This window comes from Streptomyces sp. MK7 (assembly GCF_032658145.1).
Taxonomy (GTDB): domain Bacteria; phylum Actinomycetota; class Actinomycetes; order Streptomycetales; family Streptomycetaceae; genus Streptomyces; species Streptomyces spiralis.
Genome location: NZ_JAVACL010000002.1, coordinates 169,744 through 182,763, shown reverse-complemented (window position 1 = coordinate 182,763; position 13,020 = coordinate 169,744). Strand labels below are relative to the sequence as shown.

Below are 13,020 nucleotides of genomic sequence, written 5' to 3'. Positions count from 1 at the left end.
CTGTGGCCGATCTCATCACCGTCGAGGATCCCGACGACCCGCGTCTCACCGACTACACGGGCCTGACCGACGTCGAGCTGCGCCGCAGACGCGAACCCGCCGAGGGGCTGTTCATCGCCGAGGGCGAGAAGGTCATCCGCCGGGCCAGGGACGCGGGCTACACGATGCGCTCGATGCTGCTGTCCGCCAAGTGGGTCGACGTCATGCGGGACGTCATCGAGGAGGTCCCGGCCCCGGTCTACGTGGTCGATCCGGGACTCGCCGAACGGGTGACCGGCTACCACGTACACCGCGGCGCGCTCGCCTCCATGCAGCGCAAGCCGCTGCCCACGGCCGCCGAGCTGCTGCGCACGGCCCGCCGGGTCGCGGTCATGGAATCGGTCAACGACCACACCAACATCGGCGCGATCTTCCGCTCGGCCGCCGCCCTCGGCATGGACGCCGTCCTGCTCTCCCCGGACTGCGCCGACCCGCTGTACCGGCGCAGCGTCAAGGTCTCGATGGGCGCGGTCTTCTCCGTGCCGTACGCCCGTCTCGACAGCTGGCCGGGGGGCCTGGACTCGGTCCGCGAGGCCGGCTTCGCCCTCCTCGCCCTCACCCCCGACGAGAAGGCCAAGGCACTGGACGACGTGGCCCCGCACCGGATGGACCGGGTCGCCCTGATGCTCGGCGCGGAGGGCGAGGGCCTGTCCAGGCAGGCCCTCGTGGCCGCCGACGAGTGGGTCCGCATCCCCATGTCCCACGGCGTCGACTCCCTCAATGTCGGAGCGGCGGCCGCCGTCGCCTTCTACGCGGTGGCGACGGGGCGCCCCGAGACGTAGGCAGGATGACGCACGACGACGCAGGACGGCGTACGACGACCCAGGAACGACACGGGCACGGGGGCCGTCGGTCGGCACCGGGTGCTACGACTGCTCGACCGGCCCGTCGGCCGTAGCCGTCGACGCGTGCTCCGGTCCCGCCTGTTGCCCCTGCCTCACCTGTACGCCGCCGTCGCCGCCGAGCCCGCGCGAGGGTCCCTGGCAGCCCTGCGCCGCCGCGATGCCGAGCGCCACCAGCAGCGTCACCACCACGAACACGAACAGCCGCTGCCGCAGCAGCCTCGGATTGGCCGGCCGCAGGCCCGTCGCCGTGGTCCGCGGCCCCGGCCGCCGGGTGCCGCCGCGCGGGGCGGGCCGGCTGCCGCCGACCGGACGCCCGCCGTTGCGGGGCACCGGCGTGGACCGCCCACCGGTGGACCGGGCGGGCACGCCGGTCCCGCGCGGCGCGCCGGTGTCGCGGGGCGCACCGGCCGTGCGCGACGGGGTGCCACCCCGCGAGGGCGGAACGGTGCCGCGCGGGGGCGGCGTACTGGAGGAGGAGGCAGGGGGACGCCGACGGAGCCGCTGGTGCTCGGGGCGGCCGGCCCGCTGCTGTTCCGGGTAGGTGGCGCGCAGCTCGTCCGGGTAGGTGTCCACGAGCCGGCCCGTGGGCCGGTCGGCCTCGGCGGAGCGCGGCGCGGGCGGACGCAGATCGCCCAGGTCCTGCGCCTCGCGTGCGGCGATCTCCTTGAGCCGGAGCGAGAGTTGCAGCGTGCTGGGCCGGTCCTCGGGGTCCTTCGCCAGACAGGCCCGCACCAGCGGAGCCAGCGCGTCCGGCACGCTGTGCAGCTGGGGCTCCTCGTGCACCACCCGGTACAGCATGACCTCGGAGCTGCCGTGCCCGAACGGCGAGTCGCCCGTCGACGCGTACGCCAGCGTCGCCCCCAGCGAGAAGACGTCCGTGGCCGGGGTGACCGCGGCGCCGCGCACCTGCTCCGGAGCGAGGAAGCCCGGTGAGCCGACCGCGGTGCCGACGTGGGTGAGCGTCGAGGCGCCGGTCGCCCAGGCGATGCCGAAGTCGATGATCCGCGGTCCCTTGGGGGACAGCAGGATGTTGGAGGGCTTCAGGTCCCGGTGCACCACTCCGGCCTCGTGCACGGCGACCAGTCCCTCGGACAGGGCGGCGCCGATCGCCGCGGTCTCCGCCGCGCTCAGGGCACCGTCGTCGGCCACCTTGTCGTGCAGGGAGGGGCCGGGCACGTACTGCGTGGCGAACCACGGGCGGTCCGCCTCCAGGTCCGCCGCCACCAGCCGGGCCGTGCAGCCGCCCCGGATCCGCCGGGCCGCGGACACCTCGCGGGCGAACCGTGAGCGGAACTCCTGGTCCTCCGCCAGGTCCGGCCGGATGACCTTCAGCGCGACCCGCTGACCCTTCCGGTCGGAGCCGAGATAGACCACGCCCATCCCGCCCGCGCCGAGCCGTCGGTGAAGCCTGAACGAGCCGACGACGCGCGGGTCCTCGCGCCTCAGGCGCATCATCGCCATGTTCATCCCCGCTGCCCGGTCCCTGTGACGAGCCACAGCTTACGTTTCCGGGGCCGTTCGCGCGCAGAGGCCGCGCCCGCTCTACCCGATCGATTGTCGGTACGGGGCAGCGCAATTGAAGGTCGGTCAGGAGCCGGAGGGCCTCAGTGTCCCGACTCGGCCCATGATCCCAACCATCGCACGCGCAAAGGGGGTTGGGTCTCCGGAGGGTGATCGGGCGGAGAGGGGCGCGGAGTCCGGGGACCCGGCGCGCAGGCGCCAGGGAGTGGCGGGCCGGCTGGGGCGACGGGCGCGGAGGGTGACGCTCCGGGACATGCCGGAAGTGAGCGAAGTCACCACCCGAGGGCAGGAAAAGCCGGGACACTCCGGACGGCCCCTCCGGGAAGACCCCGAGACCACGGACCGCGTCTCCACCCTGGGGAGTAGTCCCCAGCTCATGGCTCATCCTCCGGGAGGCCCGGCAATCGGTACGAGGGCATGACGTCCGGCCGTCGCCGCACGCCTAGATTTGAGGTCAAGCGGCGGGTGCAGCACTCGTCCCCCGAGGTCAGACACCCGCCGCTGCCAATGACAACCGAGACGGTCAGGAGAGGGACCATGGCCCACACGGCACCGCGGACACTGCTCCGCACACGCCCCCGCCGTACGGGCCGTCGCCACCCCCTGGTGGCGACCGTGATGGCCCTTCCCCTGGCGGCCCTGCTCCTGCTGGTCTTCGACGGCTGGGACACAGTGGCCACACAGGCGTCGTCCGTGGGTGTGATGCTGGGGCGCTGAGCGGCGACCCCAGGCCCGGAAGAGCGGTCCGGGCGGGGACATCCACCCATGAAACCCCGTGGGGACGGGGGTGCGGCGGACGGCAAAAATGCCGGCGCAGCTGGGGAGCTGCGCCGGCATTGTCATTTCCCACGGACGTACGCAGCTGCGGGCAGTCGTGCCTCCCCCGGTCCTCAACGCCTGGGAGGTAGCCCGTGGCGGCATGGGTGGGCGGTGGGGGCGCCCCCGCGCGAGCGCGTTCGAGCGCGAGCGCGTTCGAGCGTGGGGAAGGCACCCCGCAAGCGCGGGCAAGCACTTCCACCGCCCCCAGTACCCCACGGGCACGGGCACCTCGTACACCCATCCACGTAAGCTCACGGTCGCCGCAGCACCCCAGGGAGTCCCGTGACAACCGCCCCCCTCCTGCCCGAGCTGACCGCACAGGCCGCAAGGGCGGCCCACGCCGACGGCAGGAACTGCCCCTGCGAAGCAACCGTCCTCGCCACCCGCCCCGATGCCACGGTCGTCCGTCACGCCGGCACCGTCGCGAAGGCCCACGCCCCCGGCACCGACCCCACCGAACTCACCCTCCGCCTCACCACGGCCGCCCGCCTCCCCGGCATCCTGCTGTCCCCGCTGCCCGCGCCGCCCTCCGCGGCCACCACTCCCACCACACTCCGCGACCGCCTCGTCACCTTCTGGCCGTACGGCACGCCCGTGGACCCCGACACCCCCGAGGCCGCGCCCTGGGAAGCCGCCGCCACGCTCCTGGCCCGCCTCCACCGCAGCCCCGTCCCGCCGGGCCTGCCCTCCATGCGCGGCCCCGAGAAGGCCGCCCGCGCAGTGGCCCGGCTGCGCACCGCCGCCCCCGGCCACCCCGCCGCGCGCCCGATCCTGCGCGCCTGGGCCGCCCTGCCCGGCTGGGCCCGCGCCGAGGCGCCCATGCCGCCCGCCGCCTCCGGCGCCCTCTGCCACGGCGACCTGCATCTCGGTCAGCTCGTCCGGCACCCGGCCCCGAGCGGGCCCTGGCTGCTGATCGACGTGGACGACCTCGGCACCGGCGTACCGGCCTGGGACCTGGCCCGCCCCGCGGCCTGGTTCGCCTGCGGACTGCTGCCGCCCGAGGAGTGGACGCGCTTCCTCGGCGCCTACCGTGCCGCGGGCGGACCGGCCGTTCCCGCGGACGGCGACCCGTGGGCCGCCCTGGACACCGCCGCTCGCGCGCTCACCGTGCAGACCGGCGCGCTGGCGGTCGCCAAGGCGAGCGCGGCGCACCGGCCGCTGGACGAGGTGGAGGAGGCCGTGGTGGACGCCTGTGACCGAATGAGCGGTGTTCCCGTGGAGTTGGCCGGTGACCCGGCGAAGTAGGGTGCAACCGGGCCGCGGCCGGACGGAGTCTGTCCTGGCGGAACCCGAAGCAGAACCTACGGCGAGGAGTTGAGCCGACCATGCAGTGTCCGAAGTGTCATGCGCCGATGCACACCTACAACCGCAACGGCGTCCAGATCGAGCAGTGCAGCGGCTGCCGCGGCATCTTCCTCGACTACGGCGAGCTGGAGGCGCTGACCCGCCTGGAGTCCCAGTGGTCCCAGCCGGCGCCGCCTCCGCCGGCCCCGCAGGCCTACCCGGCGCCGCCCGCCCCCGCCTGGGGCGCCCCGCACGGCGGCGGTCACGGGCACTACGGGCACGGCCACGGCCACCGCCACAAGAGCTTCGGCCACATGCTGTTCTCCAGCTGATCCGCGGCATGACGAAGCCCCCGGCCGTACGAGACGGCCGGGGGCTTCCTGGCGTGTGGACGATACTGGGATTGAACCAGTGACCTCTTCCGTGTCAGGGAAGCGCTCTCCCGCTGAGCTAATCGTCCTCGGGACCACGATCGCTCCGATGTCACGTATGGGAGCGGATCATGGGCACTGCGTGCGCGATACTGGGATTGAACCAGTGACCTCTTCCGTGTCAGGGAAGCGCTCTCCCGCTGAGCTAATCGCGCGGGGACCCTCGCGGATCAAGGTCCTTGCGGACCAGTGGACGATACTGGGATTGAACCAGTGACCTCTTCCGTGTCAGGGAAGCGCTCTCCCGCTGAGCTAATCGTCCTTGGAGGTGGAGACGGGATTTGAACCCGTGTAGACGGCTTTGCAGGCCGTTGCCTCGCCTCTCGGCCACTCCACCAGGAGTGTAGGGGACCGGGAGTCCCCACTTCCTTCGAGCGGACGACGAGGCTCGAACTCGCGACCTCAACCTTGGCAAGGTTGCGCTCTACCAACTGAGCTACGTCCGCCTGTCGTTTCGGTTCGCTTGCGCGTCCCGGCGACGTGTTGAACTCTAGCGGATTCCCGGGCCAGTACAAAAACGCGTTTGTGCAGCGTGCTGCGCTGCGTCCAGGTGAGGACCATGTCAGGCCCCCGGGAGGACACGCCCGGGTCACCCGCGGGACACCCCCCATAGACTCGGCCACGTGCACGACCTCGCTCCTCTCGCCCGCTTCGGTGACCGTGTCGCCACCGGCCTGACCGACGTCACCAGCGACCCCGCGGCCCTGGACTCCGCCGGCTTCTGGGCCGTCGCCGCCGACTACGAGGGCCGGCTGACCTGCGCCCGCTTCCGGGACGTGCGGGAGGAGGCCGTGCCCGCCCCGGTGCCCGGAGCGTGGCGGGGCCCGGCGGCCGGTGACTGGACGTCGTCACTGGACCTCGCCGCCTACACCGCGGGCGTGCGCCGCATCCGGGAGCACATCGCGGCCGGCGAGGTCTACCAGGTGAACCTCTGCCGGGTGCTGTCCGCGCCGATCGCGCCCGACGCCGATGTGGACGCCCTGACCGCCGTACTGGCCCGCGGCAACCCCGCGCCGTACGCCGGAACGATTCGGCTGCCCGGACACGGCGTGGAGATCGCCACCGCGTCCCCCGAGCTCTTCCTGCGCCGTGACGGGCGGGCCGTGGAGTCCGGTCCGATCAAGGGCACGGCCCGCACCGAGGCGGAACTCCTGGAGAAGGACTACGCCGAGAACGTGATGATCGTGGACCTGGTCCGCAACGACATCGGGCGCGTCTGCACCGGCGGCAGCGTCACCGTCCCCGACCTGTGCGCCGTCGAGAAGCACCCCGGCCTGGTCCACCTGGTCTCCTCGGTCCGCGGCGAGCTGCGCGCCGACGCCGGCTGGCCGGAACTGCTCGACGCCGCCTTCCCGGCCGGCTCGATCACCGGCGCCCCCAAGTCGAGCTCGCTGCGGATCATCGACGCCCTGGAGACGGCACCCCGCGGCCCCTACTGCGGCGGCATCGGCTGGGTCGACGCCGACCGGGGCGTGGGGGAGCTGGCCGTCGGCATCCGCACCTTCTGGATCGACCGGGCCCCGGGCGGCACGGCCGTCCTGCGCTTCGGCGCCGGCGCCGGCATCACCTGGGACTCCGACCCCGAGGGGGAGTGGCGGGAGACCGAGCTGAAGGCGGCCCGGCTGCTCGCGGTAGCGTCGGGCACGTACGGGGATGCGTACGAGACGTCATGACGACCTGTCGTACGAGACCCCGTACGACAGGTCGCACGAGGACAGTGGAGAGGGACGGCAACAGTGAAGATCTGGCTCGACGGCGGGCTGCGGGACATCGAGTCCGCCCGCGTCTCCGTCCTCGACCACGGGCTGACCGTGGGCGACGGGATTTTCGAGACGGTGAAGGCGGTCGACGGAGAGCCGTTCGCGCTCACCCGTCACCTGAACCGGCTGAGCCGCTCGGCGCGCGGCCTGGGGCTGCCCGACCCCGACCACGACGAGGTCCGCCGCGCCTGCGCCGCCGTCCTCGAGGCCAACCCGATGCCGCTGGGCCGGCTGCGCATCACCTACACCGGCGGCCACGGCCCCCTCGGCTCCGACCGCGGCGACCACGGTCCGACCCTCGTGGTCGCTCTCGGCGAGACGACCCGCCGCCCCGACTCCACCGCCGTCGTCACGGTTCCCTGGACCCGCAACGAGCGCGGGGCGCTCACCGGCCTGAAGACCACCTCCTACGCCGAGAACGTCGTCGCCCTCGCCCGCGCCCACCAACACGGCGCCTCCGAGGCCCTCTTCGGCAACACCGTCGGACAGCTCTGCGAGGGCACCGGCTCCAACGTCTTCGTCGTCCTCGACGGCGAGCTCCGCACCCCGCCGCTCGCCTCCGGCTGCCTCGCCGGCATCACGCGCGAGCTCGCGATCGAGTGGACCGGCGCCAAGGAGACCGACCTGCCGCTGGACGTCCTTCAGCGCGCCGAGGAGGTCTTCCTCACCTCCACGCTGCGCGACGTCCAGGCCGTCCACCGCGTGGACGACCGCGAACTGCCGGGCACGGCGGGCCCGGTGACCGCCAAGGCCATGCGCGTCTTCGACGAACGGTCGGGGCACGACCAGGACCCGTAGGCCCTTCCCGAGATCCGCCGAAGCCGCGGAAATGCGGCTGACACGGGGACCGGTCGCGGGTAGAACAACCCTGATGACCACCACCCTGCGGCCCACCGAGCCGCTTCAGCACCACGCCGACGGAACACGTTCACGCCGCTACCAGGTGTGCGTGAACAGCCGTCCCGTCGGCGTGACCCATCTCTCGACGCACCCGGTCTTCGGACCGGCCGTGGCCCGCATCCTGGAGCTGCGCATCGACGAACCCGACCGCGGACGGGGCCGGGGCACGGTGGCCGCGCTCGCCGCCGAGGAGGTGGCGCGCGGCTGGGGCTGCAAGCGGATCGAGATCGCCGTGCCCGCCGACGAGGAGGCCGCGGTCCGGCTCGTCACGGCCCTCGGCTACCTCCAGCGCAACCGCGGCATGGAGAAGCAGCTCGGCACCACCGCGCCCGAACTGCCGGCCGGCAGCCGCGGCAGACCGCTGACGGAGGCCGAGTACGGGCCGTGGCTGGAACACGGCAAGGCCGGATACGCCCAGAGCTGGATCGACCGCGGCGTACCCGCCGACGAGGCATGGGCCAAGTCGGAGTCCGACCACGCCCGGCTGCTGCCCCAGGGGCCGGCGACCCCCGGCATGCTGCTGAGTGTCCTGGAACACGAGGGCACCCCGGTCGGCACCCTCTGGCTCGCCGTCGGCGACGACAAGGCCTACGTCTACGACGTGGAGGCCGACGAACGCTTGCGCGGCCGGGGGCACGGCCGCTCCCTGATGCTCCTGGCCGAGGCCCAGGCGGTGGCCGCGGGCAAGCGCGTCCTTGGCCTCAACGTCTTCGCGGGCAACACCCCCGCGGAGCGCCTGTACGACTCCCTCGGCTACCGCCCGGTGCTCTACGCCCTCTACAAGGAACTCCTGTAGGAGCCGCACGCGGGGGACGAGAAGGGGAGGCCCGCCCACCCCGGCTGACCGACCGGGCCTGGTCGGTCAGTGCGGCCGTTCGGCCTCGGCCAGCAGACGGTCCACGATCTCCTCGATGCGTGCGCGCAGGCCCTCCTGGCTCTTTCCGCCGTCCAGGCGCTCGCCGCCGACGACGTAGGTCGGCGTGCCCGTGACACCGATCGCCTTGCCCTCGGCCTGGTCGGCGTCGACGATCAGGATGTGCCGGCCGTCGACGAGCGCGGTGTCGAACTCCTCCGCGTCAAGAGCCAGTTCACGGGCCACCTCGACGAGCAGCGGCTCGCCCTTGCGGTCCAGCTCCGCCACGCGGCCGAGCACCGCCTCCACGTACGGCCACAGCCGCCCCTGCTCGGCGGCCTCCTCGGCGGCCTGCGCGGCCGCGAAGGCGTGCTTGTGCTTCTCCAGCGGGAAGTGCCGCAGCCGCAGCTCCAGCCGGTCGCCGTAGCGGGAACGCAGGGCGCGCAGATCGTCCAGCGCGGTGCGGCAGTCCGGACACTGCAGCTCGCACCAGACGTCGAGAACGGGAACGGCGGACGCGGAGGAGGAGTCGCTCATGTCCCCCAGTCTCCCAGCCCCCCACCCCATCACCCAATCCACCCACCCACCGGCAGCACCCCGGCTACCAGCAGCACCCCGGCCACTGGGCGGCACCGCCGGCCACTGGCAGGCAGCCACCCGGCCACCGGCAGCACCCCCGCCCACGGGCAGCACCCCCGGACACCGCCAGGCAGCCACCCGGCCACCGGCAGCACCCCCGGCCACTGGCGGCACCCCCGGCCACCCGCAGGCAGCCACCCGGCCACCGGGAGTCACCCAGCCGGCAGCCATCTGGCCACCGGTCGGGACATGGTCCGGCCTGGTCGGTTGGGCCGACGGGGGCGGGGGCCGACACGTCGGGGCTCGCTGGGACCCGATGTACCGGGGCCTCCGGTCAGGACTCGGGCCGAGCCATGCCGTGGGGCAGGGCTCGATGCGGGCGGGCCCTGTGGATGGATCCCGGATCCCGCCGACCGGGGGCTGACCGTGCGGGACCTGGCCGGGCCCCCTGGGCCGCTGGACGGGTGCCGATGCGTCCGGGCCGGGCGGACAGGGGCCGGACCGCCGGACGGCACGTGTGTGCCGATGCGCCGTGCGGGCCCCTACGGGATCTCACCCCGAGGATCATGCGGGTGGGCCGGCCATGGCAGCGTCCAGCGGCGGGCCGGGCCGGCACCTGGGGAGGAGGAGACCCGGAGATGTCCCTGATGTCCGCCCGAGGCGTGGCCTTGCGGGGAGTGGACGGTGCAGGATGGAAGGGACGAACTGCCCGACCGGTGAGCGCTGCCCTGGAGGACCGGATGATTGCCGAGACCGTCTGTTCCGCCGTCTCCGCGGCCGGCCTGGGCATTGCCGCGGTCACGGCCTACCGCAAGCGATTCCTCGCGGCGACCCGTATCGCCGCCTACTCCCTCGTCCCGATCGGCCTGGTGATGACCGGCGTCGTCGGCTGGCTCGCCGACACCGCCTTCAGCCCGACCGCGTGGGCGGGCTTCGGCCTGCTCGGCTGCGCCTGGGTGCTCTTCGCGACGACCCGCGGGGTGGAGCGCCGACGCGGCGGCACGCGCAAGGAGCGCAGGGCGGCCGCCCGCGCCGCCCAGGGGGACGCGGTGGCTCCGGCGGCATCGGCACCGTCCCTGGGCCCCGCCACCCGCCCGGCCGACCGTCCCGCCGCCCGCCCGGCGAAGGGCACCTCCCGCGGCGAGGACGACTTCAGCGACATCGAGGCCATCCTGAAGAAGCACGGCATATGACGGCCGCCCGACGGCGGTGACCTGCGCGTCCGGCACGTCGGTACGTCGGCGGGCCGGCACGACGGCGCGTACTGATCATGGTCTCCCAGGAAACGATCAGGACCCGGGCCGATCCGAAGCGAAGATCGAAAAATCCGACGAACTCCCGTACATTCCAGGCGTGTTGATCGCGTCGCGGGTGCCGGCTGCGCCATCATCGCCGCGAGATGGTGGACACGACACAGAGCGAGGCCGCGCCGCCGAAGGACGAGCCGCGCGGGTGCCTCTTCGCCCTTTCCCAGCCGCCGCTGATGATCTTCCTTGCGGTGATCGGGTGTCTGCTGCTCATGGCTGCGTTGCACGACCTGCTGTTGCTGTGAGCCGTACCCGTGGGTCCTCGGCGTCATCCGCCGGGGACCACGACACCGCCGGGGCCACCGCACCGAGGCGGCCTCAGCCCGCCGACTCCTTGCGTCGCGCCCGGTACGCGGCCACATGCAGCCTGTTGCCGCACGTACGGCTGTCGCAGTACCGCCGCGAGCGGTTGCGGGAGAGGTCGACGAAGGCACGACGGCAGTCTGGGGCCTCGCAGCGGCGCAGCCGCTCCTGCTCCCCGGCCACCACGAAGAACGCGAGCGCCATGCCGCAGTCCGCCGCCAGATGGTCGGCGACGGAGGCGCCGGGCGCGAAGTAGTGCACGTGCCAGTCGTAGCCGTCGTGGTCCGTCAGCCGGGGCGTGGTGCCCGCGGCGGCGACCAGCTCGTTGATCATCCCCGCGGCGGTACGGGGGTCAGCCGCCGCGAAGATCCCGGCGAACCGGCCGCGGATCCTGCGCACCGCCGACAGGTCGAACTCCGACAGCACCCCGACATCGCTCATTTTGTGGCTTCGTACGAAGTCCTGGAGCGCCGCGACGTCCGCCAGCCCGTCCGACGCCGACTCGTCCTCCGGTGCGGTGTTCACCAGATCCACCACGGTGTCGAGCGCGCACCGGGTGTCGTGGGTGATCAGCACGTTTCGCTCCCAAGGCCTGGGGAATCGGGCACATGCCCGCCGATGCTGGCCGATGGTAGTGGCTTCACCGTCACCCGTGCGGCGCGCGGACACCCGCACACGCGCACACCGGCACCGGCCCCCCGCGGGGAACCGGTGCAGGTGCATCCCATATGCGGTTGTCCTGGCCCGAGCCGTCTCCCCGAGTGGACGGCAACGGGCAGTCGAGGGGGCCCGAAGGGCCTGTCGGTTAACTTTCCGCGAGGATGTGCGAGAGCTCCTGATCCAGATCGAAGTGCCGGTGCTCCGTGCCGGGGGGCACGGCCGCGTCCGTTCGCTTCAGGAAGGACTCCAGGGCCCGCGCTGGGGCCTCCAGCAGGGCCTCGCCCTCCGGGGAGCTCAGGGCGATGCAGACGACGCCCTGGCCATGACTGCGCGACGGCCAGACACGGACGTCGCCGGTACCAGTGGGACGGTGAAGCCCCTCGGCGAGGAGGTCGCGGGCGAACACCCACTCGACGGTCTCCTCGGCTCCGGTGTGGAAGGTGGCGTGCACGGCGTAGGGGTCGGCCGTGTCGTACCGCAGGCCTGCGGGGACAGGCAGGGAGGACTCGCTCGACACAACGAGGCGCAGGTGCAGCTCGCAGCTGACCGTGGTGTTCATAAGCGCCAGGGCCTTTCGCTCAGTGTGCGCTCGGGGATTCGCACGTCGGCGAAATCGACATGCCACCTACGGTGCCGTTGTAAACCCCTCTGAGTGTTTTGCCTGGCTTTAGGTAACTCTTCCGGCCGAGAAGCCGTGCGGCAGGTGGGGCCATTCCGGTGACGCGATTTGTGGTTTCCCTCCGGTAGGGTTCAGACACATGAATACGGGGAGTGACGAGCGGAACGAAGTTGCCGCGGCGTCGGACGGAGCGATGATGGAGCCCAAGGCGGGCGAGGGGGAGGACCGGCGCGGGCTCGGTTCGCGGGCGCCCGAGTTCATCCGGTCACGGCGTGTGCTGCACATGAGCTGGCAGGTCGGCGTCTTCGTCGTCGGGCTCGCGGTCGTCGCCGCGGGCATCGTCATGCTCCCGCTGCCCGGTCCGGGCTGGGTGGTGATCTTCGGTGGCATGGCGATCTGGGCGACCGAGTTCGTGTGGGCCCAGCTCGTGCTCCGCTGGACCAAGCGCAAGGTCACCGAGGCGGCCCATCGGGCGCTCGATCCCAAGGTACGCCGCCGCAACATCATCCTGACGGTGATCGGCCTCGTGATCATCGCCGCGCTGCTCGGCGTGTACGTCTGGAAGTTCGGCCTCGTCATGCCCTGGAGCATCAAGGACCAGTGACCGGCCCTCGGGGGGCAGCCTCTGGTCCCGGGCACACCCTGACATGCGGTAATGTTCTTCCTGCGCCCGGGCGATTAGCTCAGTGGGAGAGCGCTTCGTTCACACCGAAGAGGTCACTGGTTCGAACCCAGTATCGCCCACCCGGACACGGCGGCCCGTCTGCGACCAGCGGACGGGCCGCGGTCGTGTGCGGACCCGCAGCGCAGCTCCGAGGCCGGCTCCGGAGGCGGGCCAGGGGCCCGTTCGGCGCCGGTCACGACGATCGAGGCCACCACCCCGACCAGCTGTTTCACAGCCCACGCGCGCAGGACCTGCGGATCCGCCCAGAGGGCGGCCGGGGAGCCGTCGGACGTCCGGCCTCGGAGGCCGAACCCGGCGACCAGGCCGCCGAATCCGGCGATCAAGCCGGCGAGCGTCGACGGCGAAAGCCACCACGCCCTGGCGCCGGCCGCGCCGGGCTGCCCGCACGCCGCACGGTGGTCGCCCGACATCCCAC

The 13,020-nt window shown here is 72.7% G+C and carries 15 protein-coding genes and 6 tRNA genes; 11 read left to right on the top strand and 10 right to left on the bottom strand.

The genetic code is table 11. The annotated features are described in order from the left end of the window. The first annotated feature begins 2 nt into the window (after nucleotides 1–2). A complete protein-coding gene (locus R2S09_RS03535; protein WP_316739702.1) occupies nucleotides 3–821 on the top strand; it encodes an RNA methyltransferase in 819 nt (272 codons plus the stop codon). An 84-nt stretch (nucleotides 822–905) separates the two neighbouring features. Here the strand turns inward: R2S09_RS03535 and R2S09_RS03530 are convergent, their stop codons facing one another. Beyond that, nucleotides 906–2,351 (bottom strand): serine/threonine-protein kinase, encoded by a 1,446-nt coding sequence (locus R2S09_RS03530; protein ID WP_316739701.1) that lies wholly within the window; start codon nucleotides 2,349–2,351, stop codon nucleotides 906–908. 591 nt (nucleotides 2,352–2,942) lie between these two features. On the opposite strand from R2S09_RS03530, the gene R2S09_RS03525 reads away from it, so the two are divergent. From R2S09_RS03525 to R2S09_RS03515, 3 genes are all read left to right on the top strand, one after another. Continuing rightward, nucleotides 2,943–3,122, top strand: coding sequence for a hypothetical protein (locus R2S09_RS03525; protein ID WP_306188583.1), 180 nt, complete (start codon nucleotides 2,943–2,945; stop codon nucleotides 3,120–3,122). 384 nt (nucleotides 3,123–3,506) lie between these two features. Continuing rightward, nucleotides 3,507–4,469, top strand: a complete 963-nt coding sequence (locus tag R2S09_RS03520) for a phosphotransferase family protein (protein ID WP_306188582.1) — start codon at nucleotides 3,507–3,509, stop codon at nucleotides 4,467–4,469. 80 nt (nucleotides 4,470–4,549) lie between these two features. Beyond that, nucleotides 4,550–4,840 (top strand): zf-TFIIB domain-containing protein, encoded by a 291-nt coding sequence (locus tag R2S09_RS03515; protein ID WP_306188580.1) that lies wholly within the window; start codon nucleotides 4,550–4,552, stop codon nucleotides 4,838–4,840. A 56-nt stretch (nucleotides 4,841–4,896) separates the two neighbouring features. Here the strand turns inward: R2S09_RS03515 and R2S09_RS03510 are convergent. From R2S09_RS03510 to R2S09_RS03490, 5 genes are all read right to left on the bottom strand, one after another. Continuing rightward, nucleotides 4,897–4,968: transfer RNA gene (locus R2S09_RS03510), tRNA-Val, on the bottom strand. Nucleotides 4,969–5,022: 54 nt separating this feature from the next. After that, nucleotides 5,023–5,094 (bottom strand) — tRNA-Val (locus R2S09_RS03505). 35 nt (nucleotides 5,095–5,129) lie between these two features. Then, nucleotides 5,130–5,201 (bottom strand) — tRNA-Val (locus R2S09_RS03500). Between the two features lies 1 nt (nucleotide 5,202). Continuing rightward, nucleotides 5,203–5,276: transfer RNA gene (locus R2S09_RS03495), tRNA-Cys, on the bottom strand. 36 nt (nucleotides 5,277–5,312) lie between these two features. Continuing rightward, nucleotides 5,313–5,385: transfer RNA gene (locus tag R2S09_RS03490), tRNA-Gly, on the bottom strand. 177 nt (nucleotides 5,386–5,562) lie between these two features. Between R2S09_RS03490 and R2S09_RS03485 the strand changes: the two genes are divergently transcribed. From R2S09_RS03485 to R2S09_RS03475, 3 genes are all read left to right on the top strand, one after another. After that, nucleotides 5,563–6,612 carry a chorismate-binding protein gene (locus tag R2S09_RS03485; protein ID WP_316739700.1) on the top strand — a complete coding sequence of 350 codons (1,050 nt, stop codon included), beginning with the start codon at nucleotides 5,563–5,565 and terminating at the stop codon, nucleotides 6,610–6,612. 63 nt (nucleotides 6,613–6,675) lie between these two features. Beyond that, nucleotides 6,676–7,497: an aminotransferase class IV gene (locus R2S09_RS03480; protein ID WP_306188578.1), complete on the top strand. Its 822-nt coding sequence runs from the start codon at nucleotides 6,676–6,678 to the stop codon at nucleotides 7,495–7,497. Between the two features lie 73 nt (nucleotides 7,498–7,570). Beyond that, the gene (locus R2S09_RS03475; protein WP_316739699.1) at nucleotides 7,571–8,395 is read left to right on the top strand and encodes a GNAT family N-acetyltransferase; all 825 of its coding nucleotides are present in this window, start codon (nucleotides 7,571–7,573) and stop codon (nucleotides 8,393–8,395) included. A gap of 66 nt (nucleotides 8,396–8,461) precedes the next feature. Here the strand turns inward: R2S09_RS03475 and R2S09_RS03470 are convergent, their stop codons facing one another. Then, nucleotides 8,462–8,989, bottom strand: coding sequence for a DsbA family protein (locus R2S09_RS03470; RefSeq protein WP_316739698.1), 528 nt, complete (start codon nucleotides 8,987–8,989; stop codon nucleotides 8,462–8,464). 782 nt (nucleotides 8,990–9,771) lie between these two features. Between R2S09_RS03470 and R2S09_RS03465 the strand changes: the two genes are divergently transcribed. Continuing rightward, the gene (locus R2S09_RS03465; protein WP_306188573.1) at nucleotides 9,772–10,224 is read left to right on the top strand and encodes a hypothetical protein; all 453 of its coding nucleotides are present in this window, start codon (nucleotides 9,772–9,774) and stop codon (nucleotides 10,222–10,224) included. A 206-nt stretch (nucleotides 10,225–10,430) separates the two neighbouring features. Next, a complete protein-coding gene (locus R2S09_RS03460; RefSeq protein ID WP_189898003.1) occupies nucleotides 10,431–10,583 on the top strand; it encodes a hypothetical protein in 153 nt (50 codons plus the stop codon). A 73-nt stretch (nucleotides 10,584–10,656) separates the two neighbouring features. On the opposite strand, the gene R2S09_RS03455 is transcribed toward R2S09_RS03460, so the two are convergent. Beyond that, nucleotides 10,657–11,217, bottom strand: a complete 561-nt coding sequence (locus tag R2S09_RS03455) for a CGNR zinc finger domain-containing protein (RefSeq protein WP_306188571.1) — start codon at nucleotides 11,215–11,217, stop codon at nucleotides 10,657–10,659. A gap of 229 nt (nucleotides 11,218–11,446) precedes the next feature. After that, nucleotides 11,447–11,860 carry an SsgA family sporulation/cell division regulator gene (locus tag R2S09_RS03450; RefSeq protein ID WP_004002642.1) on the bottom strand — a complete coding sequence of 138 codons (414 nt, stop codon included), beginning with the start codon at nucleotides 11,858–11,860 and terminating at the stop codon, nucleotides 11,447–11,449. A gap of 199 nt (nucleotides 11,861–12,059) precedes the next feature. Here R2S09_RS03450 and R2S09_RS03445 point away from each other — a divergent pair, with 199 nt between their 5' ends. Both R2S09_RS03445 and R2S09_RS03440 read left to right on the top strand, forming a co-directional pair. After that, nucleotides 12,060–12,524, top strand: a complete 465-nt coding sequence (locus R2S09_RS03445; protein WP_306188569.1) for a TIGR02611 family protein — start codon at nucleotides 12,060–12,062, stop codon at nucleotides 12,522–12,524. Between the two features lie 68 nt (nucleotides 12,525–12,592). Then, nucleotides 12,593–12,664 (top strand) — tRNA-Val (locus R2S09_RS03440). Here the strand turns inward: R2S09_RS03440 and R2S09_RS03435 are convergent. Next, complete coding sequence (locus tag R2S09_RS03435; protein WP_316739697.1) at nucleotides 12,638–13,015, bottom strand: hypothetical protein; 378 nt, start codon at nucleotides 13,013–13,015, stop codon at nucleotides 12,638–12,640. The two genes, R2S09_RS03440 and R2S09_RS03435, sit on opposite strands and share 27 nt — an antisense overlap. Nucleotides 13,016–13,020 lie beyond the last annotated feature (5 nt).